The organism is Rhodobacter sp., from assembly GCA_020637515.1.
Lineage (GTDB): Bacteria > Pseudomonadota > Alphaproteobacteria > Rhodobacterales > Rhodobacteraceae > Pararhodobacter.
In genome coordinates, this window is the sequence record JACKKG010000001.1 from 2,654,654 (window position 1) to 2,681,313 (window position 26,660).

The following is a 26,660-nucleotide window of genomic DNA, read 5'->3' on the forward strand; positions in this document are numbered from 1 at the left end:
GGACCGGGCCAGCGGGCCGCCTGTCGTTTCAGCTCGGACTGGCGCGGATCAGTGCAGGTTGTGCTGCGCGCCGGTGCCCTCTTCGTCCATCAGTCCACGGCCGGTGCGGAACCGGTCCAGCCGGAAGCGCCCGGCCACCGGATGCGGGGCGCCGGTCGCCATCAGATGCGCCAGGCACCAGCCCGAAGCCGGCACCGCCTTGAACCCGCCATAGTTCCAGCCCGTGTTCACGAACAGCCCGTCAACCGGCGTCGTGTCGATGATCGGCGAGCCGTCGGGCGACATGTCCATGATCCCGCCCCAACTGCGCAGAAGCCTGGCGCGGCCGATCATCGGCATCAGCGTCATGCCCGCCTCCATGACATGTTCGACCATCGGCAGATTGCCGCGCGCCGCATACGAGGCGTAGAAATCCAGATCGCCGCCGAACACCAGCCCGCCCTTGTCCGACTGGCTGATGTAGAAATGCCCCATGCCGAAGCTGATGACATGGTCGATGACGGGCTTCAGCCCCTCGGTGACAAAGGCTTGCAGGACATGGCTTTCGATCGGCAGACGCATCCCCGCCATCGCCGCCACCTGACCCGAGCGCCCGGCGACCACCATCGCGACCTTCTTCGCGCGGATGGCGCCGCGCGTGGTCTGCACGCCCGTCACGCGGCCGTTCTGGATGTCGATCCCCGTGACCTCGCAATTCTGGATCAGATCGACGCCCAATCGGTCCGCGCCACGCGCATAGCCCCAGGCCACCGCGTCATGGCGCGCCGTCCCACCGCGCGGATGATAGAGCCCGCCGTAGATCGGAAAGCGCGTCTGCTCGAAATCGAGATACGGAAGCAGCCGGCGCACCGCGTCGCGGTCCATCAGCACCGCGTCGTCGCCCTGCGCCAGCATCGCGTTGCCGCGCCGCGCAAAGGCATCGCGCTGACCGTCCGAGTGGAACAGGTTGATGAGCCCGCGCTGCGAATGCATGACGTTGTAGTTGAGCTCGCGTTCCAGCCCCTCCCACAGTTTCAGCGAGTGGCTGTAGAATTCGCTGTTGCCCGGCAGGAAATAGTTCGCCCGCACGATCGTGGTGTTGCGCCCGACATTGCCGCCGCCCAGGTAACCCTTTTCCAGGACCGCGATGTTTCTGAGCCCGTGGTTCTTTGCCAGGTAATAGGCCGTGGACAGGCCGTGCCCGCCGCCACCGATGATGACGATGTCATAGGCCGGTTTCGGATCGGGCCGGCGCCAGGCCGGTGTCCAGCCCTTGTTGCCGCCCAGCCCCTGAGTGAAGACGCGAAAGCCGCTGTAGCGCATTCTCAGCCCCTTGTTGCGCCTATAGACAATCCTGTCCAGAGAGCAAAGACAAGCCTCAATTCGACAGTCCCGTGCCGATTGCCGCGCCGTGCTCGCCCGCGCAGCGGCCATGGTCGGCCAGGCTCTCGATCACCCGGCAGGTTTCGACCGCGGCGCCGTCGCAGGCCTCGGTCATGCGCCGCAATTCGCCGCGCAGGGCGGTCAGCGCGGCAATGCGGGCCTCGACCGCCCGCAGGTGCCGCCGCGCCAACGAATCGGCGGCGGCGCAGGATCGGTGCGGCTGATCCTGAAGATCCAGCAGGTCGGTGATATCTTCCAGCGCGAACCCCAGGTCGCGGGCGTGCCGGATGAAGGTCAGCCGCGCCACCGTGCCCGGGTCATAGAGCCGTCGGTTGCCCTCGGTGCGGGGCGGCGCGGGCAAAAGACCGCGGTCCTCGTAAAAGCGGATGGTCGTCACCTTGACGCCGCTGGCGCGGGCGGCCTCACCGATGGTCAGGTCCTTCATGGGGGGGTTGCTCCTCCAGCCACTGTAGATGTTAGACCCCGAGTCGCGCCACGGCAAGACCCGCGCGCGGGCCTCGCCAGGGCCCCGCACCAGCGAAGGACACAGGAGACCCCGATGCCTCACGACCACGACCACGATTTCGATGGGGCGAGCCCCGCCTATCGCCGCGCACTGATCGCGGTGCTCGTGCTGAACGGCGGGTTGTTTCTGGTCGAGATGACGGCCGGCGCGCTGGCCGGCAGCCGCGCCCTGCAAGCCGACGCGCTGGATTTCGGCGCCGATGCCCTGACCTATTCGCTGTCGCTCGCGGTGATCGGCCGCAGCCTGCGGTTGCGGGCGCGCATCGCACAACTCAAGGGGCTGTCGCTGGCGGCGATGGGGTTGACGATCCTGGGCCTCGCAATCCATGACGCGCTGGCGCCCGGCCTGCCCCGCGCCCAGGTGATGGGCGCTGTCGGCCTGGCCGCGCTGGCGGCGAACGTGGCCTCGGTCCTGATCCTGATGCGCTGGCGCGACGGCGACGCGAACGTGCGCTCGGTCTGGCTGTGCTCGCGCAACGACGCGATCGGCAACATCGCCGTGATGGGCGCGGCGGCGCTGGTCGCACTGACCGGCTCGGGCTGGCCCGATCTGGTCACCGCCATCGCCATGGCCGGACTGTTCCTGTCCTCGTCCCTGCAGATCCTGCGCCGCGCGGGGCACGAGATCGACACCCCGCATTCGCACCCTCACTGACCGCCCGCACCGGCCACCCGCACTGACCACCCGCTCCGGCCGCCGACCGGGGCGCGCCGCCAGCCCGGGGGCCCGCGCGACCGCGCGGCGGCGCCGGGGGGCTCGATGCCCCCCGGCGCCGCCCCCTCGCCCACCCGAACCACCGGGTTTTCGCCCGCAATCCCGCCCCGCCCCGCCATGCCGACTCGCCAAACGGCAATTCCTGTTGTATGCGCGGCAGCGCAGCAATCAGGACAGCCTTATGGACCTTCGCAACATCGCCATCATCGCGCACGTCGACCACGGGAAGACGACGCTGGTGGATGAGCTTCTCAAACAATCCGGCGTCTATCGCGAGGGTCAGGCCGTGACCGAACGGGCGATGGATTCGAACGATCTGGAACGCGAGCGCGGGATCACCATCCTGGCCAAGGCGACCTCGGTCGAATGGAAAGGCGCGCGCATCAACATCGTCGATACCCCCGGCCACGCCGATTTCGGCGGCGAGGTCGAGCGCATCCTCAGCATGGTGGACGGCGTCTGCCTGCTGGTCGATGCGGCCGAGGGTCCGATGCCCCAGACCAAGTTCGTCACCTCCAAGGCGCTGGCGCTGGGCCTCAAGCCGATCGTCGTCCTGAACAAGGTGGACAAGCCGGCGGCCGAACCCGACCGCGCGCTCAACGAGGTGTTCGACCTGTTCGCCAACCTCGGCGCCTCGGACGAGCAGCTGGATTTCCCCGTGCTCTATGCCTCGGGCATCAACGGCTGGGCGGACGAGGATCTGGACGGCCCGCGCAAGGACATGTCGGCGCTCTTCGGCATGGTGATGCGCCATGTCGAGCCGCCGAAACAGATCGCCGCCGCCAACGAACCCTTCCGCATGCTGGCGACGACGCTGGGCGCCGACCCGTTCATCGGCCGGATCCTGACGGGCCGGGTCGAGGCCGGCACCCTCAAGGTCGGCGAAACGCTCAAGGCCCTCAGCCGCAAGGGCGAGCGGATCGAACAGTTCCGCGTGACCAAGATCCTGGCCTTCCGCGGCCTGGGACAGCAGCCCATCGACGAGGCCGTCGCCGGCGACATCGTCACCATCGCCGGCATGACCAAGGCCACCGTCGCCGACACGTTGTGCGACCTCTCGGTCGATGCCGCGATCCCCGCGCAACCCATCGATCCGCCGACGATCTCGGTCACCTTCGGCATCAATGACAGCCCGCTGGCCGGCCGCGACGGCAACAAGGTGCAGTCGCGCGTGATCCGCGAACGGCTGATGAAGGAAGCGGAATCGAACGTCGCCATCAAGATCGAGGACACCCCGGGCGGCGAGGCTTTCGTGGTCTCGGGGCGCGGCGAATTGCAGATGGGCGTGCTGATCGAGAACATGCGCCGCGAGGGGTTCGAACTGTCGATCTCGCGCCCGCGGGTGATCTTCCGCGAGGAAAACGGCGAGCGCCTGGAACCCGTCGAAGAGGTCATCATCGACGTCGATGACGAATACGCGGGCGCGGTGATCGAAAAGCTGACGGGCCCGCGCAAGGGCGACCTGACCGAGATGAAGCCTGCCGGCACGGGCAAGACGCGCATCGTCGCGCATGTGCCCTCGCGCGGGTTGATCGGCTATCAGGGCGAATTCATGACCGACACGCGCGGCACCGGCGTTCTGAACCGCATCTTCCACGACTGGGTGCCTTACAAGGGGCCGATCCAGGGCCGCCGCCAGGGCGTGCTGATCTCGATGGAGAACGGCGTGTCCGTCGCCTATGCGCTGTGGAACCTGGAAGATCGCGGTCGCATGTTCATCGGCGCGCAAGAGCAGCTCTATGTCGGCATGATCATCGGCGAGCATTCGCGCGACAACGATCTGGAAGTGAACCCGATCAAGGGCAAGAAGCTGACCAACGTCCGTGCCTCGGGCACGGACGAGGCCGTGCGCCTGACGCCTCCGGTCATCATGTCGCTGGAACAGGCGATCGCCTATATCGACGACGACGAACTGGTCGAGGTCACGCCCAAGTCGATCCGCCTGCGCAAACGCTATCTCGATCCGCACGAGCGCAAGCGCATGGCCAAGGCCGAGGCCTGACCCCTCAGCGGCGCTGGTCCACGAGATGCAGCGCCGCCGCCCCCAGCCGGATGCCCAGCCCCCTGAACGCGCGCAGCGGATCGGGGCGCGCGGGCTCCAGCGGCACGCCCGATCCCTGCCCCAGCGCCGCCAGCGCCAGTTCGCGCCCCAGAACCGTGCCCGGTGCGATGCCGCGCCCGTTGAAGCCGGTGATGCCGTAAGCGCCCTCGCCCGCCATGACCAGCCTTGGCAACGCGTCCGGCGTGGTGCCGATGCGCCCGAACCAGCGATGCGCGAAACGCTGCCCCGCCAACTGCGGGAACAGCCGGACCATCTGCCGCCGCGCCCAGGCCTCGTGCACCGCCGCGTCTGCGGCCCCCAGCCAGCCAACCGAGCCGATGATGAACCGCCCCGCCGCGTCCAGCCGGAACGAGGTCAGCACCTGCGCGGTGTCCCAGGCCCCCTCGCCGCCCGGCAGGATCGTTTCGCGCAGCGCCTCGGGCAAGGGATCGGTGGCGCAGTTGAAATAGGGCAGCACCGCCAGCGCGGGGTTCGCGGCCGGCCCCTGGCCATAGGCGTTGCCCGCCCAGATCACGCGCGGCGCGCGCACCGTGCCGCCCGGCACGCTCAGCACCCAGTCGTCGCCCGCGCGGCGCGCGTCGGTGACGGGGCTCGGCGCATGGATCGCGGCCCCCGCCGCCAGCGCCGCGCGCGCCAGCCCCCGGGCATAGGCCAAGGGCTGCACCGTGCCCGCACGGGGATCGAACAGCGCCCCCCGATACCGCCCCGAACCCACCCGCGCGCGCGTCTCGCCGGCATCCAGCATCCGCACCGCGACCTGTCGCGCCTGCCATTGGCGCGCACGCTCCGCCAACGCGGCCAGGCCCTTGGCGTCGGGCGCGCAATGCAGGGTGCCGACCGGCCGCGCCTCGCAGGCGATCGCATGCTTGTCGATCAGCGCCCAGACCGCCGCCGGCGCCTGGGCCAGCAACCCCGGCAAGGGATTGCCCGGCGGCAAGGCGGCCTCGACCGTATCGGGCATGATCCACAAGCCCGCGTTCACCAGCCCGACGTTGCGCCCCGAACCGCCCGCGCCGATCCCCAGCGCCTCCAGCACAACCACCCGCGCCCCGGACTCGGCCGCGCTCAGCGCCGCCGAAAGCCCGGTGTAGCCCGCGCCGACAATGACCAGATCGGCCCCCACGGCACCGCTCAACGGCGACAGGTCGGGCGAAGGGGATGCGGTGTCGGCCCAAAGGCCAGGGGTGTCGAGGGTCATGCGGGCTCCATGGGCACGGGGCCTGACCCTGTTCCGCGCGCGCATCGCCGTCAAGGGCCCGCGAACCCGCCCTGTGCCGGTCTGCCGTCCATCATCTTGTGAAAAATACGCACGGGGATTTTCAAGGGGGGCGTGCCCCCCTTGAAGCGGGGGTGCGGGGGCGGCAGCCCCCGCCGCCGCCAGTCGCCTACTCGGCCGCCTTCAGCTCGAACCCGCGCTCGATCATGTCCGAGGGCGCCACCGGATAGGCGCCCGAAAAACAGGCGTCGCAGAACTGCGGGCAGGCCGCGTTGCGCCCCCCCGCCTCGCCCGCCGCGCGGTAGAGCCCGTCCAGCGAGATGAACTTCAGACTTTCGACGCCGATGAAATCGCGCATCTCGTCCTCGTTCATCCGCGCCGCCAGCAGCTTCGATCGCTCCGGCGTATCGACGCCATAGAAACACGGCCAGGTCGTCGGCGGCGAGGCGATGCGGAAATGCACCTCGCGCGCGCCCGCCTCCAGGATCATTTCCTTGATCTTCTGCGAGGTCGTGCCCCGCACCACGCTGTCATCGACCAGAACGATGCGCTTGCCGGCGACCAGCGCGCGGTTCACGTTCAGCTTCAGCCGCACGCCCATGTTGCGGATCTGTTCGCTGGGCTCGATGAAGGTGCGCCCCATGTATTGGTTGCGGATGATCCCCATGGCAAAGGGAATGCCCGATTCCTGGCTGTAGCCGATCGCCGCCGGCGTGCCGCTGTCAGGCACCGGGCAGACCAGGTCGGCCTCGACCGGCGCCTCGCGCGCCAGTTCCACGCCGATCTGGCGGCGCGTCTCATAGACCGAGCGCCCGCCGATGATCGAATCGGGTCGGCTGAAATAGACCTGCTCGAAGATGCAGAACCGCGACGGCGTGCGTTCGAACGGGCGGGTCGATTGCAACCCCTTGGTGTCGATCACCACCATTTCCCCCGGTTCGATCTCGCGCACGAAGTCTGCGCCGATGATGTCCAGCGCGCAGGTTTCCGATGCCAGCGCCCAACCGTCGCCGATCCGGCCCAGCACAAGGGGGCGCACGCCCAGTTGGTCGCGCACGCCGATCAGCTTGGTGCGGGTCATGGCGATCACCGAAAACGCCCCCTCGACCCGGCGCAGCGCGTCTTTCAGGCGTTCGGCGATGGTCTTCTGGATCGACCGCGCCATCAGGTGGATGATGCATTCGGAATCGGACGAGGACTGAAAGATCGACCCGCGGTCGATCAGCTCGCGCCGGATCGCGTTGGCGTTGGTGATGTTGCCGTTGTGCGCGATGGCGGCCCCGCCCATGGCGAATTCGCCAAAGAAGGGCTGCACGTCGCGGATCGCGGTCGCCCCCTTTGAGCCGGCCGTGGAATAGCGCACATGGCCGATGCCGATCGAGCCCGGCAGCGTTTCCATCAGCTTGGCCGAGGTGAAGTTGTCGCGCACCAGCCCAAAGCGATGGGCCGACTGAAAGCCGCGCGCGTCGTCATAGGTGATGATGCCGCCCGCTTCCTGGCCACGGTGTTGCAGCGCGTGCAGGCCGAGGGCGACGAAATTCGCGGCGTCCTGAACGCCAACCGCGCCGAATATGCCGCATTCCTCCTTCAGCTTGTCATCGTCGAATGGATGGCTGAGCCAAGGCTGCATGGCGGATCCCCATAGCTGCGATGCGCCTCCTTTAGGCGCTTGCCCCCGGCGGGGCAAGGGGCAAGCGTCCCCGGGGCGCGATTCATGTCATCGGCGTGACATCGCTCCGGGGATCGGGGGTGCCGCGCATGGCGCGGGCCAGCCCGTCCTTGCCCTGCGCCTCGAACCGTTCGGCCACGGCGGCGATGTCGCGCGCGTCGCGGTTCTGGTTCAGTTTGGACTTGGCCTCGACCCGCGTGACCTCCAGCCGGAAGGCGACGATCCGGGCCAGGTGCTGGGCCAGGAAATCCGCCGGCGCGTCGCCCATCCGCCAGGCGGCGGCGCCCTGCGTCGCGGCCTCGTGCCTGGCGGTCAGCAAGGACACGGCGCGGCGGCGGTCCCGTTCGGCATGCGACCAGCGGATGCGGGCGTGCACATGCACCACCTGGTAGTTCCAGGTCGGCACCGCCCGGTGGGTTTCGGCCTTGGAGGGATACCAGTTCGGGCTGACATAGCCCTCGGCGCCCCGAAAGATCGCCAGCACCGCGGCGCCGTCGGGCAGGTCGCGGTGCAGATCGTTGGCCAGCGCCACGTGCCCGACGAACCCGTCGCCGTCGCGCAACAGCGGCAGATGGTTGGCAACCAGCCCCTGCGGGCCCATCGCCACCAGCGCGGCCAGCGGATGATCGTGGATCACCTGGTCGATCCGGGCGGCATCGGATTCGGTGAAATGGTCGGGGGTGTACATGCGGCCTGCGGGGTTGGGGCTATGGGCAGGGCTATCGCGGAAATTGCCGACGGAAGCGAGCGGAAAGTCGGCGGCGGTAGAAAGCGACGATCAACGCCCGCACCACCGCCAGCGGCAGCACCCGGTGATGCGGGACGCCGGGGTCGAGGTTCGGATACCGGCGCGCACATCGCGCGCCCAGTCCGAGCCTTCGTCAGTCCGCTGCGTCGGGCGAGGGGATCTGCGAATGCAGCGGCATCACCTTGCGGCCCTTTTCCAGCACGACGATCGAATCGTAGATTTGAATGGAACGGCAGATATCCGAGACGACAGGGTGCTTTGGCCTGGTCACATGATACCAGCTGTGCATGTCATCCACGAGCTGGCGGGTGTAATTGAAGAAATTCCCTCGCCGCCAGAAGCCCCCGCCAAAGCGGCGCCAATAGGCGGTGTGCAGGTCCTCGATCATGTAGACCCCGGCCGGATCGAGCAGCGGAAACAGCGTCTCGAGGGTGCGCTTGATGTGCGCCATCACATGGCTGCCGTCATCCAGCACGATGTCCAGCCCGCCCATTTCCGCGACCACCCGGCGCAAGAAGTCGGGATCGGCCTGCGAGCCGATTCGCACCTGACCATCACTGCCCTGGAAGGCCGCGCATTCCGGGTCGATGTCGATGCCGTAGATGATCGCCTCGGGGCCGAAATACTTGCGCCACATCGCCAGTGACCCACCGCGCGAGACGCCGATCTCCAGAAACCGGATCGGACGGTTTCGGAACGGGGCGAAGTGGCGTTCGTAGATCGGCAGGAAGTGGTGCCACTTGTGCACCACCTTGCCGGTGTTGTCGCAGAAAATGTCGGCCAGATCGCCGGTGAACCCGTAGCTGTCGCGCAAATCGTCACGGACATTCGAGCGTTCGGGATAGCGCGAGGACCGGAACCGGCCCAGGCCGCGGCCCCGCCAGAACACGTCCTGCAATGCCTGATAGGCACTGTCGAAACCCATGAAAATTCTCCGCAATCGGGGCGAACTCGATACCAGGCGACGAAACACGCACGGAACAAGGCGGGAACAGATAAAGCAACAAGCAGGCTGGAACCAAACAGGACAACCCGGAAAAAAACGGACCGTCCCAAGTCACAAGGGCGCGACCGAAGCCGCGCCCTGTATCGTATACACCAGTTCGATCAGCGCTTCGAGAACTGGAAGCTGCGGCGCGCCTTGCGCTTGCCGTATTTCTTGCGTTCCACGGTCCGCGAGTCGCGGGTCAGGAAGCCCGCGGCCTTCAGCGCCGGGCGCAGCGCCGGATCGTAGAGTTGCAGCGCCTTGGAAACGCCGTGCTTCACGGCCCCGGCCTGACCCGACAGACCGCCGCCGACCACGGTGGCGAAGACGTCGAACTGGCCTTCAACGTTGGCGATCGTGAACGGCTGGCGCAGGATCATCTGCAGCACCGGACGGGCGAAATATTCCGCCATCGGCTTGCCGTTCACGGTGACCTTGCCGGTGCCCGGCTTGATCCAGACGCGCGCGACCGCATCCTTGCGCTTGCCGGTGGCATAGGCGCGGCCGAGCGCGTCGCGCTTGGGTTCCCGGGGGGCGGCGGGCTCGGCGGCGGGCGACGCGGCAGCCTGGGCGGCCGCAGCGCCGGCGACGGCGTCTTTCAGCGCGTCGAGGGTTTTGATCTCATCAGCCATGATCAGGCGCTCCGGGTGTTCTTCGGGTTCATCGACTTGACGTCGAGGACGGTCGGCTGCTGGGCTTCGTGCGGATGCTCGGCGCCGGCATAGACGCGCAGGTTGGTCATCTGCTGACGGCCCAGGCGGTTGCGGGTGATCATGCGCTCGACAGCCTTGATCACGACGCGTTCGGGGTGGGCGCTGTCCAGCACCTGACCGGCGGTGCGGAACTTGATCCCGCCCGGGTGGCCGGTGTGCCAGTAGTAACGCTTGTCGGCGCGCTTGTTGCCCGTCATCTGCACCTTGTCGGCGTTGATGACGATCACATTGTCGCCCATGTCCATGTGCGGCGTGAAGGTCGGCTTGTTCTTGCCACGCAGGATGTTGGCAACGATCGTGGCGAGGCGGCCCAGAACGACGCCCTCGGCGTCGATCAGGATCCACTTCTTCTCGATCTCCGCCGGTTTTGCGGTGTAGGTTTTCATGGTCCAGCCCTGAAACGTGAGAAGGGATTCGGCGCCAAGGGGACCCAAGGCGCCGGATGGCCGTGTTCTAGCGGATTGCCGGGGCGCGTCAAGGGGATGATGCGCGGAATAATCCTTATCAAACAATGCTTTGCGAAATAGGTATCATTTTACCCCAAAACTTTGCCCGTCCCCGCGTCGGCCCAGGGGATGCGGTGATGGTCGAAACCGTGGGTCAGCGTCGGCTTCACCACCGCGAAATAGGGCGACAGGTCGAAATCGCGCGGCACGATCAGCGTGGGGCTCCGCGGGCGCCAGACCTGGCCCTGCACGCGACCCACCGTCTGCCCGGTGCCGGGCTGGCGCAGCATCTCGATCTGCGGATGCACGGGGTAGCGCACCGACTGGAACGCCTGGGCGATCAGCGAGGAACAGATCGCCCGCGTCGGATCGCCCGACCCCAGGCTCAGCATGTGGCGCCGCCAGCGCACCGGAATGGGCGGCGTCGGGAACAGGTAGCGCGCCAGGTCGATGACATTGCGCGTGTCATAGGTGTAGCCGATGCGGTCGGCCATGTAGCGCGCCACGGCGATCCGTTCGGTATCGGACAGGCTGGCGGGGCGGCACAGGCGGGTGTTGAACAGCGCGTATTTCGACAGTGGCACGCGGTGGCAGCCGTCCTGAAGCGTGACCTCGACCAGTTCCACCAGATTGCCACCGTCGCGCAGATCGCGCACGCAAAGCGCGGCGTGCGACCAGGTGCTTTGCGTCAGATACTTGATTGCCGTGGAAATCCGCGCGCGCCCCTCGACAAGCAGCACATCGCCCACCCGGATCGTTGCCGACAGCGCCGGGTGATCTTGCGCGATGACCGGCTGATCGCGCGGTTTGTCCCGTTCCAGGAACCGGCCCAGGACGCTGCCAAGGCGTTCGAACATGCGCGTCTCCCTTTGCCGGTCATCTCAGCTTGGGCGGGCGGGACGGGTCAAGCCCCGGGTTGGCCCCGGGGGCCGGCTCGGGCGTCACGATCTGGTCAGTTGTGGCGGGCGCGGGCACCGGCGACAGCGCCAGGCCGACGCCCTCGATCGTCGCCATCGCCGGCGCGGGCGGAAAGATCACGTCCAGCGCCCCCGCGTCGAGACCAGACAGCGACAGGGCCTCGGCCACGGCGCGCGCGACGGGCGGGTGCGCGGCCTCGGGCAATCCCGACAGCGCCAGCACATGCCCCCGGCCGCCACCGCGCCAGCGCACCGCCGCCAGGACCGCCCGCCCGAGGCCCGGCAGACCCGACAGGCGGCGCTCGAGCGCGGGCAACAGCAGCGCCAGAACCGGCGCGGGCAACGCGGGCGCGGCAAACCCCTCGGGCACGGCCTCGGCCACGTCGGGGGCAGGCGCGGCGAGGGTGTCCGCCAGCCAGGCCAGCGCCGGCGGGTCCAGCAGCGCGGCATGGTCGGCATCGGGGTTCAGGATCAGCGACAGACCCGCCCCCGCCAGCATCGGCACCAGCACCCGCCCCGGCAGCGCCGCATAGGCCGCCTCGCCCGCGAATCCCGCGAGCCGCATCTCGCTGTCGAACGCCAGCACCGCCGGCCCGTCGGACAGCGCGAAGACGCGCGGTTCCATCCGGTCGCCGGCAACCTCGGCATCGAGCAGCACGAAGACCTCGGCGCGGCTGAGTTCGGCGTGCAGCGCCAGCCGGCGCGGGGCGTCCGCGGGCGCTTCGGCCAGGTGCCGCAGGGTCAGGTCCAGGTCGGTTTCCGGCAGATCGTCCATCGCGGCGCCTCGGATCGGTTGCGGATCGGTTGCGGACCCGGATGTCGGCGGTTTGACGCGCAAAGTAAACCCCGGCGCCGGTTTGCTACCCTGTGAACACATGTTTTTCACTACCCCGGCCCCATTGAATGCGCCATACTGACGCCCAGATCGGTCCGTATCCGGGCCGCAAGAAAAGCCCTGTTAAGCCTTGCATGGCAGACTGGTCCGCGTTGGGCCACCGTCACGACAGGCCCGGGCAACGAGGCGCGCGCAATGCTGGAGTTCAACAACGTCAGCAAATCCTTCTGGACCGGGAAAACCCACAAGGTGATCCTGCACGATGCGTCGTTCCGCATCGAGTTGGGCAATTCCGTCGGAATCCTGGCGCCGAACGGCTCGGGCAAGACGACGATCATCAACATGATGGCCGGGCTGGAAAAGCCCGACGAGGGCACGATCACGCGGGCCTGCCGGGTGTCCTTTCCGCTGGGCTTCATGGGCGGGCTGAACCACCGCCACACCGCGACCGAGAACGCGCGCTACATCGCCCGTCTCTATCAGCTCGATCCCGACGAGGTCGAAGCCTTCTGCCGGTGGATGTGCGATATCGGCGAATATTTCGACATGCCGGTCGGCACCTACAGCGCCGGGATGCGCGCGCGGTTCGCCTTTGCGCTGATGCTGGCGATCGAATTCGACCTCTATCTGGTGGACGAAGGGATGCCGGCGACCACCGACGCCAATTTCAACCGCCGCGCCGGCGCCATGCTGAAGGAACGGCTGGAACAGGCGACGGTGCTGATCGTGTCCCACCAGGCCGAGACGCTGGAACGCTATTGTCAGTCCGCAGCCGTGTTGCGCGACGGGCAGTTGCGGTTCTATGACTCGCTGGAAGAAGCGAAAGCGATTTATGACTACGAAACCCAAAGCTAGGCGGTTCCGGCTCAGGCTGGGCGATGATCCCACCGGCGCGCTTCGCACCGCGGTGGCGCCGCAGCCCGGCGCCACGCCGGGCGCGAACGAGGGCCCCTCGGCGACGCGGCCATCCAGCACGCGGGACCCCGGCGCCCAGCCGTCCCGACCGCAGCCCCCCAGGGCCGAGGGGCCCGCGCAGCCCGCCAACCGGTCCCCCGAACGGGGCGCGCGGCCCGTGCCCGATGCCCTTTTCGATGAAGAATCCGGCCCCACCCGGCCTGCGCCGACGCACCCGGCCGCACGCAACGCCCCGCGCCCGGCCCCGCGCCCGGCCGCGGCACAGCCGCCGGCGCAGGACCGACTCGCCGACACCTCCGCGCCGCGCCCGGCGCAACCGGTTACACCTGCCGAGGCCGATATCGACACGATCCGCGATTCGGAACTGACCGGGCGCCAGTTGCGCATGGCGATGCGCGTCGCGCAGCGCAACGGCATCAAGGCGACCTCGGGGATCGAGGCTGTGCGCCTTCTGCGCAAGCGGGGCATCGACCCGTTCGAACGCTCGACCCTGCTGGACCTGGCAAAGGACGAGACGCCGCAAAGCCGCGCGCTGACCACGACCGAGCCGGCGCAACCGCAGCTGCCCAAGACCTATCGCCAGCCCTCCCCCCCGGCCAAGGCCGAGCCGGGGCCTGGCCTGCCCTCGACCGAGGTGCGCAAGATGGAGGTCTCGCGCATCCAGCACGACATCGCCCGCCGGCGCCGGCGGCGCATGACCCTGCTGGCGACGCGGTTGCTGGTCTTCGTCGGTCTGCCGACGCTGATCGCGGCCTTCTATTTCTATGTTCTGGCCACGCCGCTCTATGCGACCAATTCCGAATTCATCGTGCAGCAGGCCGATAGCGGGTCCAGCGCCGGCGCCGGGGCGCTGGCGGGCATGTTCGGCGGTGCCGGGCTCAGCTCGAACAACGATTCGCGCGCGGTGCAAAGCTACCTGCAATCGCGCGACGCGATGCGCCGGCTCGATGCCGAACAGGGGTTCAAGGCGTATTTCCAGGGCGACAACATCGACCCGCTGCGCCGTCTGGCCCCCGACTCGACCGACGAGGCGGCCTATCGACTCTATGAAAGCATGGTGCAGGTCAGTTACGACCCGACCGAGGGGATCATCCGCATGGAGGTGATCGCCGCCGACCCCGCAACCAGCGAACGCTTCGCCCGCGCGCTGATTTCCTACGCCGAGGAACAGGTCGATCAACTGACGCAGCGCGTGCGCGAGAACCAGATGCGCGACGCCCAGCAACACGTCGCCAACGCCGAGCAGGAGATGCGCGACGCCCAGCAACGGGTGCTGGATCTGCAAGAACGCACGCAGATGCTGTCGTCCGAGGTCGAGGTGACGCTGCTCACCCAACAGATCACCCAGCTGGAATCGCAGTTGAACAACGAGCGGCTCAGCCTCGCCGACCTCGAAGCCAACGCGCGGCCCAACCCGGCGCGGCTGGAACAGGCGCAGCGCCGCGTCGCGTCGCTGGAAGAACGGATCAACCAGTTGCGCAACAGCCTGACGCAGGGCAGCAACGGCGAGGCCTCGGTCGCGCAGTTGCAGCGCGAACAGACGATGGCGCAGGCCGATGTCGCGACCCGGCAGATGCTGCTGGCCCAGGCCATGCAACAACTCGAGGCCGCCCGCGTCGAGGCCAACCGCCAGGTGCGCTACCTGTCGCTGGGCGTGACCCCCGTCGCCCCCGACGAGCCGACCTACCCCCGCGCCTTTGCCGATACCGCGCTCGCCTTCCTGATCTTCGCCGGCATCTATCTCATGATCTCGATGACCTCGGCGATCCTGCGCGAACAGGTCACCGGCTGAGCCTCGGCGGACCGGCCGGCAAATAAGTCCGCCTGTCCGCCCTGCGGCTCCGTCCGTGTGACGGGGTCGTCCGGTTCCGCGCCGCGCCGAAACAGCGTTCCGGCCTTCGTGGCGCGGGCGGAATACGGGTCGCCCGGCGTGCAGCCGCGCGGCGCGCCGGGCGCTTGCCAGCGTGCCATGACGCTGACAGATCGGACCCATGTCCCTGATCGGAGATGCGCCATGACCCTGTCCCGCCGCCCTGCCCTCGCGCTGGCCGCCGCCCTGACCCTGACCACCGCCCTGCCCGCGTTCGCCCTGGCCCCCGAGGGGTGGTCGCCCCTGCTGGAGCCCGCGCAACTGAGCGCGCTGCTCGCGCAACACGGCGACGAGATCCGCATCGTGCAGATCACCGGCGATTACGCCGCCGGGCATATCCCCGGTGCCGAGTGGTCGCCCTATGCCGCCTGGCGCTCGGACATGCCGAACCCGGGCGCGCTGCGCGATCTCGCGCATCTGCAAACCGTCGTGCGCGAGTTGGGGATCGACACCGACACGCCCGTCGTCGTGGTGCACGCGGGCGCCAATGCCACCGACATGGGGGCCGCCGCGCGGGTTTACTGGACCCTGAAATCGCTGGGGATCGCGGACCTGGCGCTGCTGAACGGCGGGCTGGCCGCCTGGAGCGGCGCGGGCCTGCCGACCGAAACCGCGCCGGCCTCGGCCCTTCCGTCGGAATATGTCGCGCATTGGAGCGATGCCTGGCGCGCAACCACCGACCAGGTGACGCAAATGGCCGCCGACGGCAGCGCCCGGTTGCTGGACGCGCGCCCGGCGGATTTCTTCGAGGGGCTGACCTGGTCGGTTGCCGCGCCCGGCACGATCCACGGCGCGGACAACGTGGCCTATTCGCAATTCTTCGACGGCACGCGCCTGGTCGGGGCGGATCGCATCCGCGCCCTCGCCGGGCAATCGGGTTATGCCCAGGGCACCACGGCGGTCAGCTTCTGCAACACCGGGCACTGGGCCGCGATCAACTGGTTCGCCCTGTCCGAGGTCGCCGGCTACGACGATGTGCGCCTCTATGCCGAGAGCATGGCGGAATACACCGCCGACGGCAGCCGTCCACTGGATCACGCGCCGAACCGGCTGCAATACGCCTGGCGCGCGACCTCGCGCTGGGTGGCGGGGCTGTTCTGATGACCGCGCGCCGTCTTGCGATGACCCTGCTGGGGCTGGCGGTGGTCGGCGCGGTGGCGCTGGCCGCGGGGCCGCGCTCGGGCCTGCTGGTGGCGATCGGAATCGGCTTTGGCCTGGTTCTGGAAGGGTTGCGATTCGGCTTTGCCGGGCCCTGGCGCCTGATGATCGCCGAACGCGACGCGCGCGGACTGATCGCGCAGGTCCTGGCCATCGGCCTGACCGCCGCCGTGGCCTTTCCGTTGCTGGCCGCGAACCCTGTCGAGCTGGCCCCGGCCCATGCCCCGATCGGGCTGGGCATGTTGATCGGCGCGTTTGTGTTTGGCGCGACGATGCAGGTGGTGATGGGTTGCGGATCGGGCACGCTGGTGAACGCGGGCTCGGGCAACTTGGTGGGGTTGGTCGCGCTGGCCGGATTTGTCGCCGGCGCCTTTCTGGGCACGCTCAACGCGGGATTCTGGGGCGGGCTGCCGGGGTTGCCGATGGTCTCGGCGCAGTCTCTGGCCGGGCCCACGGGCGGGCTGGCCCTGACGCTGGGCGGGCTGGCGCTGCTGGCGGTTCTGTTCGCCTGGCGCGCGGCGCCGGGCAAGCGCCTGCCGCCGGCGCGCCTGTTCTGGGCGGCGGCTCTGCTGGCGGCGCTGGCCATCGGCAATCTGGTGGTCGCCGGGCAGGCCTGGGGCATCGTCTACGGGTTGGGCCTGTGGGGCGCCAAGATCGCGACCGCCCTGGGCGCCGATCTGAGCGCCTCGGCCTATTGGGCGGAGCCGGGCAACGTGACGCGGCTGTCGCAGTCGATCCTGACGGACGTCACCTCGCTGACCGACATCGGCCTGATCCTGGGCGCGTTCCTGGTGGTCAACGCCCGCAAGGCCCCGGGCGCGCCGGTCGCCCCGCTGGCGCCGCGCGGATGGGCGCTGGTGCTGGTCGCGGGCGTGGTGCTGGGCTATTCCAGCCGCATGGCGCTGGGGTGCAATGTCGGGGCGTTCTTTTCGGGCATCTCGACCGGGTCGCTGCACGGCTGGGCCTGGTTTGTCGCCGCTTTTGCCGGCTCGGCGCTGGGGCTGAGGCTGCGCCCCTTCGTGCTGGTTCCGGCGCGACGCCCCAGCGAGGTCGCCGCATGAGCCGCCCTCTGGTTGCCCTGATCGCCCTGTCGGCGCTGGCCGCGCTGCTGGTCTGGGATGCCGCCGTCAGCGGCCTGCCCCAACCCTATGCCTTTCCCGCCGCGCTGGCGCTGGGATCGGGCGCGGCGCCGACGGGCGCGCATTGCACGCAGAACTGATCGGTCCGGCGGCCCTGCAACGGGCCGCCGATCGCCGCGCATTACCGCTGGAAGCCGGCGCTCCCCCCGGCTAGTCTGACGCCCGGAATCCATTTCAGGACGGGAGCTTTCCATGAAACTGTTCAAAGCCGCGGCCCTTGTCGGGGCGTTTGCCCTTTCCGGTTGCGTCGATGTCGATCTGACGACGACGATCACCGGCGCCGACCAGGCCAGCGTGACCGGCAACATGACCATCCAGCGCCAGATGCTCGAGATGATGGGCGGCACCGACAATTTCTGCTCGGCCGACGAAGGCGGCACGCTGGTGATGACCGAAACCGAGGCGCGTTGCGACCTGTCGATCTCGGGCACTTTTGCCGAGGTGTTCGAGAAGACCCCCGACGAGCCGCATCCGACGGCGACCGATCTGGGCGACGGCACCGTGCGTGTGACCTTCCCGCTGGCCGAAATGACGGCCGAATCCGACCAGTTGCGCGCCGATCCGCAGATGGCGCAGATGATGCGCCCGATGCTGGAAGGCCATGTCTTCACCATCCGCGTCGCCGGGGCCGAGGTCGTCTCGTCGAACGGGACGATCAACGACGATCACACCCAGGCGACCTGGACCTTCAACCTGGTGGACATCCTGGACCCCGAGGTCCAGATGCCCGACACGTTCGAGACGGTGGTCCGCTACTGAGCCGGGCGCGCCAGGGTGTCCAGCGCCCTGGCGATCCGTTCGAAAGAGGCGCGCGCGCCCTCGGCGAGGGTTCGCGCGCGCAGATAGCCGTGCACCAGACCCGGCTCTTCCGTCAGGGACACGGGCACGCCCGCCTCGGCCAGGCGGGCCGCGTATTCCACGCCGTGCGATGCCAGCGGGTCGGCCTCGGCGGTGAAGATCGCGGTCGGCGGAAGGTCGCTGTAATCGGTCGCCGCCAGGGCCTCGGCCGTCACGTCGCCCCGGGGCGGCGGCCCGTCGAAACGGATCTCATGGTAATAGAGGCAATCGGCGGCGGTCAGCATGGGGGCGTGGGCGTGGCGGATCATGCTGGGCATGTCGGCGTCCGAGGTCAGCCCCGGGTAGATCAGCACCTGCCCGCGAATGCGCCCGGGCCGAGTCGCGCAGATCGACGCCGCCAGACTGCCCCCCGCGCTGTCGCCCACCAGGACAAGCGGCCCGTCCAGCGCGTCCACCACCGCCACGCAATCGTCGTAATGCGCGGGGTGCCGGTGCTCGGGCGCCAGCCGGTAATCCACCGCGATCAGGGTCACCTGCGCGGCCTCGGCCAGGTCGGCGACGATGGAATCGTGGCTGTGCAACCCGCCGACCACGAAGCCGCCGCCATGGAAATAGACCCCCGTGACATCGGCCCTGGGCGCGGTCGGGATGTAGCGCCGGCAAGGCACGCCGGCGATCGTCCGATCCTCGGTCCGCAGGCCCGGCGGGTGCGGCTGGTCGAAGCGCGCGCACGAGGTGTCATAGACCGCGCGCTGCCGGGCCATCGACAAGGTAACCGCGTCCGGCGGATAGTCGGCCTCGGTCATGGCGATGAAGGCGCGCAAATCGGCCGGCAGCCAGGAATAGTCGCTTGGGTCACGGGTCATGCGGGGGCTCCCAGGGTTGCGCGCAGCGCGGCGATCAGCTTGCGCCAGACGGCGCGGTGGCGGTTGCGGTAGTGGATCGCGGCAAAGATCGGCTGGGTCAGCACCGGCGCGTCGGCGACGAACCGGGCCTGCCCCTGCGCCACCAGCCGCCGCGCCGCACCAACCTGTTGATAACCGGCCGCGCCAAAGGCCAGGATCATGCCGCGCACCGTGGCGTTCTGCCCGGCCGACAGCGGCGGCGCGGACAGATGCGGCAGCAGGGCCTCGTGCGTGCGGGCAAAGGCCGGCGACAGATTGGCCATCACATAGCGTTCGGCAGCGATGTCGGCCAGTCGCGGCGCCGGGTCACCGCTGGACCCGGCGCCTGGCGCGACCATGCGATAGGCCAGTTCGCCCAGCGTTTCGAAATGCAGGTCGGGCGACGGGTGCGGCGAAAACAACAGCGCAAGATCCAGCAACCCGCCCTGAACGTCGCGGCACATCTGCGCGGAATAGTCGGCCTCGATATAGATCGCAGCCTGCGGCAGCAGCGCGCGGATCGCCTGAACCCAATGCGCGGGATCGTCGGCGGCGAGGTCGTTCTGCAAACCCAGCCTGAGGGTCATCGCCCGCCCCTCGGCCCCGCGCGCGGCCGCGCGGGCCTCGGTCATGGCGTGCCGCAGGGCGCGGGCGTGGGGTTCGAAGCGCAGCCCCTCGGTGGTCAGTTCGCACCCCGCGCGCGAGCGGCGCATCAGCGTCACCCCCAGCACCCGCTCCAGCGACGCCAGCCGGCCCGAGACGGTGGATTGCGTGACGCCCAGCCGTTCCGCGCTGCGGTGGAAGCTGTGCGTTTCGCACAGGTCCAGAAACGTGTCGATCTGATCGGGTTGCATCGCGATCAGCCCGGGTAAACCGCCGCCTCGTAGAGCGCGCGAACCCGGTCCGTCAACGGCCCCGGCACGCCCATGCCGATCACGCGACCGTCGATGCGGGTGACCGCCGTGACGCCGCCCAGCGTGCCGGTGACGAAGCTTTCGTCGGCGGAATAGACCTGCGCCAGGGTGAAGTCGCCCTCGTGCACACGGATCCCGTCCGCGCGTGCGGCGTCGATGACCGCGCGCTGGGTGATCCCGCGAAACGAATAGGCCCCGCTCGAGGTCCAGATCTCGCCCCGCCGGACGACGAAGAAATTGGTCGAGTTGCACGAGGCCACGAAGCCGCGCGGGTCCAGCATCAGCGCCTCGTCCGCGCCGGCGTTGATGGCCTGGATCAGCGCCTGGATCAGGTTCAGCCGCGAATGCGAGTTCAGGTGCAGGTCGAACACATCGGGCCCCGAGGTTCGGAAAGTTGATGTGAACAGCGTCAGCCCCCGGGCGCGCGTCTCGGGGCGCGGGGTCTTGTATTCGGCGGTGACGACGACGGTCGGCCCCGACACGAGGAAGCGCGGGTCCTGGTTGGCGGTCGCCTTGACGCCCCGGGTCACCATCAGGCGCAGGTGGGCGCCGTCCGTCATCCGGTTCGCGGCGATCACCCCGTCGATGGCGGCATTGATCCCGTCCCGGCCCTGGGGAATGTCCAGGGCGATGGACCGTGCGCCTTCGAACAGCCGGTCGAGATGGGCCTCGCGCTGCAAGATGCGCCCGCGCACCAGCCTCAGCCCCTCCCACACGCCGTCGCCAAAGCCAAAGCCCGCGTCGAACACGCTGACCACCGCCTGCGCCTTTGGCACCAGCGCGCCGTTCACCCAGACCAGGACCTGGTCATTGCGCGGATCGGCGACATAGCCCTGCGCGGCGGTCGTGGTTGACGTGGTGCTCATCGGGTCCCCCTGCTGCGGTCCCGATTGGGGGCAAAGGGGGCGGGACTGTCAAGGCGCGACCTTGCACCCCGGCCCGTCGCGTGCCGACGTCAGTCGAGGGAATAGCCCGCGCCGCGCACCGTGCGGATCAGATCCTCGCCGCCGCGCGCGCCGATCGCCTTGCGCAACCGGCCGATATGCACGTCCACGGTGCGGGTATCGACATAAATGTCGCGCCCCCAGACCCGGTCGAGCAGCGCCTCGCGGGTCCAGACGCGGCCCGGTTTCTCCATCAGCGCCGCCAGCAGGCGGAATTCGGTCGGCCCCAGGTGCAGTTCGGCGCCCGCGCGGTGGACGCGGTGGGTTTCGGGGTCCAGCCGCAGGTCCCGCACCTCGAGCGCCTGGCCCGCGCGCGCGGGCCGCACGCGGCGCAGGTTGGCGCGCACCCGCGCCAGCAGTTCGGTCACCGAATAGGGTTTGGTGATATAATCGTCCGCGCCCGTTTCCAGCCCCCGCACGCGGTCGCTTTCGTCCGAGCGCGCCGAAACCATGATGATCGCCGCATCGGCGGCGCCGCGCTGCGCCTTGAGTTGGCGGCAGACCTCGATCCCCGAGACGCGCGGCAGCATCCAGTCCAGCAAGATCACATCGGGCGATTCCTCGGCCACCAGCAGCAAGGCTTCTTCGCCGTCCGAGGCCGTGGCGACCCGAAAACCGGCGGCTTCCAGGTTGTAGCTGAGCAGCGCGCGTTGTGCCGGCTCGTCATCGACGACCAACACCAGGGGATTGTCGTTGCGGCTCATGGCGGATTATCCGTGCGGCACGTCGATCGAGGCGGTGGACTGCCCCTTGGGCCGGTCGCCGGGCCGTTCGCCGGTGGCCAGGAACACGACCTGCTCGGCCGCGCCCGTCACCAGGTCGCCCATCCGTTCGACGTTCTTGGCGATGAAGGTGTAGTGCAGGCAGGCCGAGATGTTGCGCGGGTCTTCCATCATGTGGGTGATGAACTCGCGGAACAGGGCGTTGGTCATGTGATCGACCTCGACATCGCGGGCGATCACGTCCTCGGCCAGGGCCACGTCCAGCCGCGCAAAGGCGTCGAGCATGTCCTTCAACATCTGCCCGACCTGGCGCGCCTGGCGGCGGATCGCGGCGCTTGCACCCTCGATCTGCGGGCCGGCGGCGAGCACCGGAACACGCTTTGCCATGTTTTTCGCGTAGTCGCCCAGCCGTTCGATATCGGCGGCCATTTTCATCACCGCGATCACCGCGCGCAGATCGCCGGCCTGCGGCTGACGCAACGCCAACAGGCGCACCACCTGGCTGTCGATCTCCTCCTCGAGCCGGTCGATGGCGCGGTCGCCCGCGACCACCTGCTGCGCCAGATCCTCGTCGCGCTCTTCGAGTGCGCGCGCCGCCAGTGTGATCGCCTCTTCGACACGCCCGCCCATGCCCAGCATGGAATCCCGGATACGCTCGAGGTCTTCGTCAAAGGTGGAATCGATATGCAGGCGGGTCATGGAGGGGTCTCTCTTGCGTTTGCGGCACCTTAGCCCGCGAATATGACACTTCGGTGACGGTTCAGGCGATCGGCAGGGCCACGGCAAAGGTGCTGCCCTCGCCGCGGGTCGAGCGGATCGTGAACTTTCCCCGGTGACGATTGATGATGTGCTTGACGATGGCCAGCCCCAGCCCGGTGCCCCCCATCGCGCGCGAGCGGTGGCCGTCCACGCGGTAGAACCGTTCGGTCAACCGCGGCAGGTGAATGGCGTCGATGCCGTCGCCATGGTCGCGCACCAGCACCTTCAACACCGGCCCCGGCAGTCCCGGCAACGAATCGACCCGGTCCAGCGACACCTCGATCCGGCCGCCCGAGGCCCCGTATTTCAGCGCGTTCTCGATCAGGTTGTGAAAGACCTGCACCAACTGGTCACGGTCGCCGGGGATCGTCGGGGCCTCGGGCAGATCGCGGAAATCCACCACCAGCCCCGCGTCGTCGATCTGCGGGCGCAGCGCGGCCAGCGTGGCGCGCAACACCTCGGACAGCGACACCGGCGTGCGCGGGCGCACCTTTTCCTCGGCCTCGACGCGCGACAGCGACAGCAGATCGCTGACCAGTCGCGACATGCGCTGCGCCTCGCGTTCCATGATGTCCAGGAATTGCGCGGTGGCGGCCGGGTCGTTGCGCGCGGGCCCTTTCAGCGTCTCGATGAAACCGGCCAGCACGGTCAGCGGCGAGCGCATCTCGTGGCTGACATTCGCCACGAAATCGCGGCGCTGTTGCTCGGCCTCCTCGACATGGCTGATGTCGCGCAGGGTGACCAGCACCCCGGGCAGGCCCTGTTCGGGCACCAACGGCACCGCGGTCAGCCTGAGCACCGTCTCGCGGGTGGGCGAGGTCTGGAACATCCGCGCCTCGAACCCGGGATGCCCGCGCGCGCCCTCGGCCAGCGATGCCAGCGCCCGGTCGAGCGCGGCCGCGGGCTCGGGCTGGCGCAGATAGCTGAGCGCCGAGGCGCCGGTCAGGGGCGCGGAAAACAGTTCGCGGGCGGCGGGATTGGCCAGCAGGATGCGGCGATCCTGCCCCACCAGCAGCGCCGGATCGGGCATCGCGTCAAGCAAGGCACCGCAATGAGTCAGGTCGGCAGTCATGGCAAAGGGCATCGTCTGGGTCCGGCTGTCGATCTTGTCGCAAGGCTTTGTAACAGAACGATGACACCGCGTCCCCTGTCCTCGGTGCCAGAGGTCCCGGGCCGCGCGTCAAAGACCGGGCAGGTCCAGAACCAGCGCCGCGTGATCGCTGGCACGGGGCCGTGCACCCCCCACATCGGCAAGCCGCGCCTGCGGCCCGCCCGCGTCACGCCCCAGGCCCGCGCGCATGGCCACCGGCACCGCCCCGGGCCAGCGCCGCGCCAGCGCGGGCGAGGCGATCATGCCGTCCGGGCAGCCGCGATGGCCGACCCCATCCCACCAGGTCCAGCGGTCGGCTTCGGGCATCCGGTCGATCAGGTCCACGCCAAAGGGCCCCAAAAGCGGCGCCACGGCGCGCGCGCGCTGTCGGCGCGGGTCGTTCAGATCGCCCAGCACCAGCCACAGCGCCCGCGCGGGGTCGTCGAAGCGGCGCTCGATCAGGCGGCGGACCGCGCTCGCCTCGGTCCACCGCTGCGCCCAGGCCGCCGCGGCCTCTGGATAGGGCGCCTTGAAATGCACGATGAACAGGCTCAACGCGCCCAGATCGACCTCAAGACAATCGCGCGCGAACACGCGCCCGTCGCCGCGTTCGCTGGCCAGCCCCAGCGCGCGCGCCGACTGCCGCGCGTGACTGCGCGCCGCAAAGGGCCGCCGCGCCATCGCCGCAAGATCGCGCCCACCGCCATCGTTGCCGGGCAGACAGGCGCGCCAGGGCCAGGGGGCAGCGCCGGCGGCCCGCAACAGGTGGTCGTGGAAATAGTCCAGCGTCGCGCGGTCGAAAACCTCCTGCAAGGCGCAGACATCGGCGTCCGAGCGCGCCAGAATCGCCGCCGTGAGCCGCCGGTCGGCATAGTCCAGCGCGTCGGCCGCCTCGTCACTGTCGCGCGCCCCGTCCAGCCGCGCGCGCCCGCGGTTGTGGCGCAGCCGCAGGTTCTGCACGTTGAACGTCAGAACCCGCATGGCGCGCGCTCAGCGAAACCGGGCCGCGAGCGCGCGCATCCCGTTCGCCAGCACCAGCACGTCGATGCCGACGGCCACGAAATTGGCGCCGGTGGCGATCCAGCCCTTCGCCTGCGCCTCGTCGGTGGACAGGATCCCCGCCGCCTTGCCGGCCGCACGGATGCGCTGGATCGCGCCGGTGATCGCCTCCGTCACCTCGGGGGCGTTCGCCTGGCCGCGATAGCCCATGTCGGCCGACAGATCGGCGGGGCCGATGAACACGCCGTCCACCCCCTCGACCGCCAGAATGTCGTCCAGCGCGGCGAGCCCGGCGCGGTTCTCCACCTGCACCAGCAGGCAGACCTCGGCGTCGGCCTTGTTGACGTAATCCGCGATCCCGCTGAACCGCGAGGCCCGGGCCAGCGCCGCGCCGACCCCGCGCAGGCCCTCGGGCGGATACCGCATCGCCCGCGCCAGCAACGCCGCCTGGGCGCCCGATTCGACCATCGGCACCAGAATCGTCTGCGCGCCGATGTCCAGCGCCTGCTTGACCATCCACACCTCGCCGACCGGCAGGCGGATGACCGGATGCGCGCGCGATCGCCCCAGTGCCGTCAACTGCTCGCGCATCGAACGCAGGTCGTTGGGCGCGTGCTCGCCATCGATCAGCAGCCAGTCGAACCCGGCCTCGCCCGAGATCTCGGCCGCATAGCCGTCGGCCAGCCCGACCCAACAGCCAATCTGCACCTCGCCGCGCGCCAGCGCCGCCTTGAACCCGTTTTTCTGCATCTTTGTGCTCCAAATATCCTCGGGGGTTTCCCAAGGGGGTGGAAAACCCCCTTGGGGCGGGGGTGCGGGGGCGGCAGCCCCCGCGCTACCCGGCCAGATCGCGCAACACCGTGCCTGCCAGCCGCACATCCGCCTCGGTGCAGGCGAAACTGCCCGCCTGAAAGCGCACCACGAGCCGCCCGCCCGTCCGCCCCTGCGTGACATAGATCCGACCGTCGTCGTTTACCCGCGTGACAAAGTCGATCATCGCCGCCTCGTCGGCCCCCTTCAAGGCAAAGGTGAACAGCGACAGCACGGGCTCGGTCACGATCTCGAACCGGGGATCGGCGCGCAATTCCTCGGCCAGGGCCTGGCTCCAGCGGACATGGTCGCGCATCACCGCCCGCAACCCGCGCAGGCCATAGGCCTTCAGCACGAACCACAGCTTCAGCGCGCGGAACCGCCGGCCCAGCGGGACCGACCATTCGGAATAGTTGACGAACCCGTCCTTGCCATGGGTCCGCAGGTATTCGGGCTGGATGGCGAGGGTCTTCACCAGCGGCTCGGGGTCGCGCAGGAAATGTGCGGAAAAATCGAACTGCACCCCCATCCATTTGTGCGGGTTCAGCACCAGCGAATCCGCGCCCTCGATCCCCGCCCACAGCGGGCGGAATTCCGGGCACAGCATCGCCGCCCCCGCCCAGGCCGCGTCAACGTGACTGTAGAGCCCCTCGTCGCGGGCGACGGCCAGGATCGCCGTCAGGTCGTCACAGGCGCCCGTCCCGGTGCCGCCCACGCAGGCCACCACCCCCGCCGGCAGATCCCCGGCCGCGCGGTCGGCGGCAATCCGGTTGCGCAGGGCCACCGGGTCCATGGACCGCAACGGGCCCTGCGTGGGGATCCGCACGAGGTTCTCGGCACCGATCCCGGCGATCCAGATCGCCCGATCGACCGAGGTATGCACCTCGTCCGAGGCATAGATCCGCACCCGGGGCTGACCCGACAGCCCCTGCCGGTTGCCGGCCCAGGCCAGCGCGCGTTCGCGCATCACCAGCACCGCCGCCAGCGTGGCACCCGAGGCCGAGTCCTGGATCACCCCCTGGAACCCGTCGGGCAGGCCCAGCCCCTGGCGCAGCCAGTCCATCATGCGCGTCTCGATCTCGGTGCTGGCAGGCGAGGTCTGCCACAGCATCCCCTGTTGCGCCAGGATCGCGGCGACGAAATCCGCCAGCATCGAGGGCGGCGTGGCATTGGCCGGGAAATAGGCAAAGAAGCGCGGGTGCTGCCAATGGGTCAACCCCGGCACCACCTTGGCGTCGAGGTCGGCCAACAGGTCATCGAGCCCCGCGCCTTCCTCGGGCGGGGCGGCGGGAAAGGCGGCGGCGACGCGGCCCGGCTCCAGCGGCGCGCGCACCGGGCGTTCGGCGATCGTGCGGTGATACGCGGCACCCCAACGGGCGATATCGGCCCCGAGACGGGCGAACTGGTCCCAATCGAGCAAGGGTTTTTCGGTGGTCATGGGGGGCCTTTCTGAACCGTCCGTCCC

General features: G+C 69.1%; 27 protein-coding genes. 8 read left to right on the plus strand and 19 right to left on the minus strand.

The annotated features are described in order from the left end of the window. Positions 1-48: 48 nt before the first annotated feature. Positions 49-1,302, minus strand: a complete 1,254-nt coding sequence (locus H6900_13020; protein ID MCC0074199.1) for a sarcosine oxidase subunit beta family protein — start codon at positions 1,300-1,302, stop codon at positions 49-51. Between the two features lie 55 nt (positions 1,303-1,357). Further along, positions 1,358-1,807, minus strand: coding sequence for a helix-turn-helix domain-containing protein (locus tag H6900_13025; protein ID MCC0074200.1), 450 nt, complete (start codon positions 1,805-1,807; stop codon positions 1,358-1,360). Positions 1,808-1,921: 114 nt separating this feature from the next. Here H6900_13025 and H6900_13030 point away from each other — a divergent pair, with 114 nt between their 5' ends. Both H6900_13030 and typA read left to right on the plus strand, forming a co-directional pair. Then, the gene (locus H6900_13030; GenBank protein MCC0074201.1) at positions 1,922-2,542 is read left to right on the plus strand and encodes a cation transporter; all 621 of its coding nucleotides are present in this window, start codon (positions 1,922-1,924) and stop codon (positions 2,540-2,542) included. Between the two features lie 241 nt (positions 2,543-2,783). Next, positions 2,784-4,604, plus strand: a complete 1,821-nt coding sequence (typA, locus tag H6900_13035; protein ID MCC0074202.1) for a translational GTPase TypA — start codon at positions 2,784-2,786, stop codon at positions 4,602-4,604. 4 nt (positions 4,605-4,608) lie between these two features. On the opposite strand, the gene H6900_13040 is transcribed toward typA, so the two are convergent. From H6900_13040 to H6900_13075, 8 genes are all read right to left on the minus strand, one after another. Then, complete coding sequence (locus tag H6900_13040) at positions 4,609-5,862, minus strand: FAD-binding oxidoreductase (protein MCC0074203.1); 1,254 nt, start codon at positions 5,860-5,862, stop codon at positions 4,609-4,611. 187 nt (positions 5,863-6,049) lie between these two features. Beyond that, positions 6,050-7,510 (minus strand): amidophosphoribosyltransferase, encoded by a 1,461-nt coding sequence (locus H6900_13045; GenBank protein MCC0074204.1) that lies wholly within the window; start codon positions 7,508-7,510, stop codon positions 6,050-6,052. Between the two features lie 82 nt (positions 7,511-7,592). Then, entirely contained in the window at positions 7,593-8,237 is a 645-nt protein-coding gene (locus H6900_13050) for an FMN-binding negative transcriptional regulator (protein MCC0074205.1), read from the minus strand. Between the two features lie 193 nt (positions 8,238-8,430). Further along, complete coding sequence (locus H6900_13055) at positions 8,431-9,222, minus strand: class I SAM-dependent methyltransferase (GenBank protein MCC0074206.1); 792 nt, start codon at positions 9,220-9,222, stop codon at positions 8,431-8,433. 182 nt (positions 9,223-9,404) lie between these two features. Continuing rightward, a complete protein-coding gene (rpsI, locus tag H6900_13060; protein MCC0074207.1) occupies positions 9,405-9,914 on the minus strand; it encodes a 30S ribosomal protein S9 in 510 nt (169 codons plus the stop codon). A 2-nt stretch (positions 9,915-9,916) separates the two neighbouring features. Then, positions 9,917-10,381, minus strand: a complete 465-nt coding sequence (rplM, locus tag H6900_13065) for a 50S ribosomal protein L13 (protein ID MCC0074208.1) — start codon at positions 10,379-10,381, stop codon at positions 9,917-9,919. A gap of 149 nt (positions 10,382-10,530) precedes the next feature. Continuing rightward, positions 10,531-11,298 (minus strand): lipo-like protein, encoded by a 768-nt coding sequence (locus H6900_13070; protein ID MCC0074209.1) that lies wholly within the window; start codon positions 11,296-11,298, stop codon positions 10,531-10,533. A gap of 19 nt (positions 11,299-11,317) precedes the next feature. Beyond that, a complete protein-coding gene (locus tag H6900_13075; GenBank protein ID MCC0074210.1) occupies positions 11,318-12,133 on the minus strand; it encodes an SseB family protein in 816 nt (271 codons plus the stop codon). 255 nt (positions 12,134-12,388) lie between these two features. On the opposite strand from H6900_13075, the gene H6900_13080 reads away from it, so the two are divergent. From H6900_13080 to H6900_13105, 6 genes are all read left to right on the plus strand, one after another. Continuing rightward, the gene (locus tag H6900_13080) at positions 12,389-13,048 is read left to right on the plus strand and encodes an ATP-binding cassette domain-containing protein (GenBank protein ID MCC0074211.1); all 660 of its coding nucleotides are present in this window, start codon (positions 12,389-12,391) and stop codon (positions 13,046-13,048) included. Next, positions 13,026-14,900 carry a capsule biosynthesis protein gene (locus tag H6900_13085; protein MCC0074212.1) on the plus strand — a complete coding sequence of 625 codons (1,875 nt, stop codon included), beginning with the start codon at positions 13,026-13,028 and terminating at the stop codon, positions 14,898-14,900. Before H6900_13080 ends, H6900_13085 begins: the two co-directional genes overlap by 23 nt. 222 nt (positions 14,901-15,122) lie before the next feature. Continuing rightward, positions 15,123-16,079, plus strand: a complete 957-nt coding sequence (locus H6900_13090) for a sulfurtransferase (GenBank protein MCC0074213.1) — start codon at positions 15,123-15,125, stop codon at positions 16,077-16,079. Continuing rightward, the gene (locus H6900_13095) at positions 16,079-17,197 is read left to right on the plus strand and encodes a YeeE/YedE family protein (protein MCC0074214.1); all 1,119 of its coding nucleotides are present in this window, start codon (positions 16,079-16,081) and stop codon (positions 17,195-17,197) included. The genes H6900_13090 and H6900_13095 overlap by 1 nt, the downstream gene beginning before the upstream one ends. Beyond that, positions 17,194-17,355, plus strand: a complete 162-nt coding sequence (locus H6900_13100; protein MCC0074215.1) for a hypothetical protein — start codon at positions 17,194-17,196, stop codon at positions 17,353-17,355. Before H6900_13095 ends, H6900_13100 begins: the two co-directional genes overlap by 4 nt. Positions 17,356-17,467: 112 nt before the next feature. Beyond that, positions 17,468-18,034 carry a hypothetical protein gene (locus tag H6900_13105; GenBank protein MCC0074216.1) on the plus strand — a complete coding sequence of 189 codons (567 nt, stop codon included), beginning with the start codon at positions 17,468-17,470 and terminating at the stop codon, positions 18,032-18,034. Here H6900_13105 and H6900_13110 read toward each other — a convergent pair. From H6900_13110 to H6900_13150, 9 genes are all read right to left on the minus strand, one after another. Next, positions 18,028-18,939 (minus strand): alpha/beta hydrolase, encoded by a 912-nt coding sequence (locus tag H6900_13110; protein MCC0074217.1) that lies wholly within the window; start codon positions 18,937-18,939, stop codon positions 18,028-18,030. The genes H6900_13105 and H6900_13110 overlap by 7 nt on opposite strands. Then, complete coding sequence (locus tag H6900_13115) at positions 18,936-19,811, minus strand: LysR family transcriptional regulator (GenBank protein ID MCC0074218.1); 876 nt, start codon at positions 19,809-19,811, stop codon at positions 18,936-18,938. The genes H6900_13110 and H6900_13115 overlap by 4 nt, the downstream gene beginning before the upstream one ends. 5 nt (positions 19,812-19,816) lie before the next feature. After that, positions 19,817-20,737, minus strand: a complete 921-nt coding sequence (locus tag H6900_13120) for an aminotransferase class IV (GenBank protein ID MCC0074219.1) — start codon at positions 20,735-20,737, stop codon at positions 19,817-19,819. Between the two features lie 89 nt (positions 20,738-20,826). Continuing rightward, the gene (gene phoB / locus H6900_13125; GenBank protein ID MCC0074220.1) at positions 20,827-21,519 is read right to left on the minus strand and encodes a phosphate regulon transcriptional regulator PhoB; all 693 of its coding nucleotides are present in this window, start codon (positions 21,517-21,519) and stop codon (positions 20,827-20,829) included. A 6-nt stretch (positions 21,520-21,525) separates the two neighbouring features. Continuing rightward, positions 21,526-22,236 carry a phosphate signaling complex protein PhoU gene (gene phoU / locus H6900_13130; protein ID MCC0074221.1) on the minus strand — a complete coding sequence of 237 codons (711 nt, stop codon included), beginning with the start codon at positions 22,234-22,236 and terminating at the stop codon, positions 21,526-21,528. 61 nt (positions 22,237-22,297) lie between these two features. Next, positions 22,298-23,368, minus strand: a complete 1,071-nt coding sequence (locus tag H6900_13135) for a PAS domain-containing protein (protein ID MCC0074222.1) — start codon at positions 23,366-23,368, stop codon at positions 22,298-22,300. 108 nt (positions 23,369-23,476) lie between these two features. Continuing rightward, the gene (locus tag H6900_13140) at positions 23,477-24,367 is read right to left on the minus strand and encodes an endonuclease/exonuclease/phosphatase family protein (GenBank protein MCC0074223.1); all 891 of its coding nucleotides are present in this window, start codon (positions 24,365-24,367) and stop codon (positions 23,477-23,479) included. Positions 24,368-24,376: 9 nt separating this feature from the next. Next, positions 24,377-25,135, minus strand: coding sequence for an HpcH/HpaI aldolase/citrate lyase family protein (locus H6900_13145; GenBank protein MCC0074224.1), 759 nt, complete (start codon positions 25,133-25,135; stop codon positions 24,377-24,379). An 85-nt stretch (positions 25,136-25,220) separates the two neighbouring features. Beyond that, positions 25,221-26,633, minus strand: coding sequence for an aspartate aminotransferase family protein (locus H6900_13150; protein MCC0074225.1), 1,413 nt, complete (start codon positions 26,631-26,633; stop codon positions 25,221-25,223). Between the last annotated feature and the right edge of the window lie 27 nt (positions 26,634-26,660).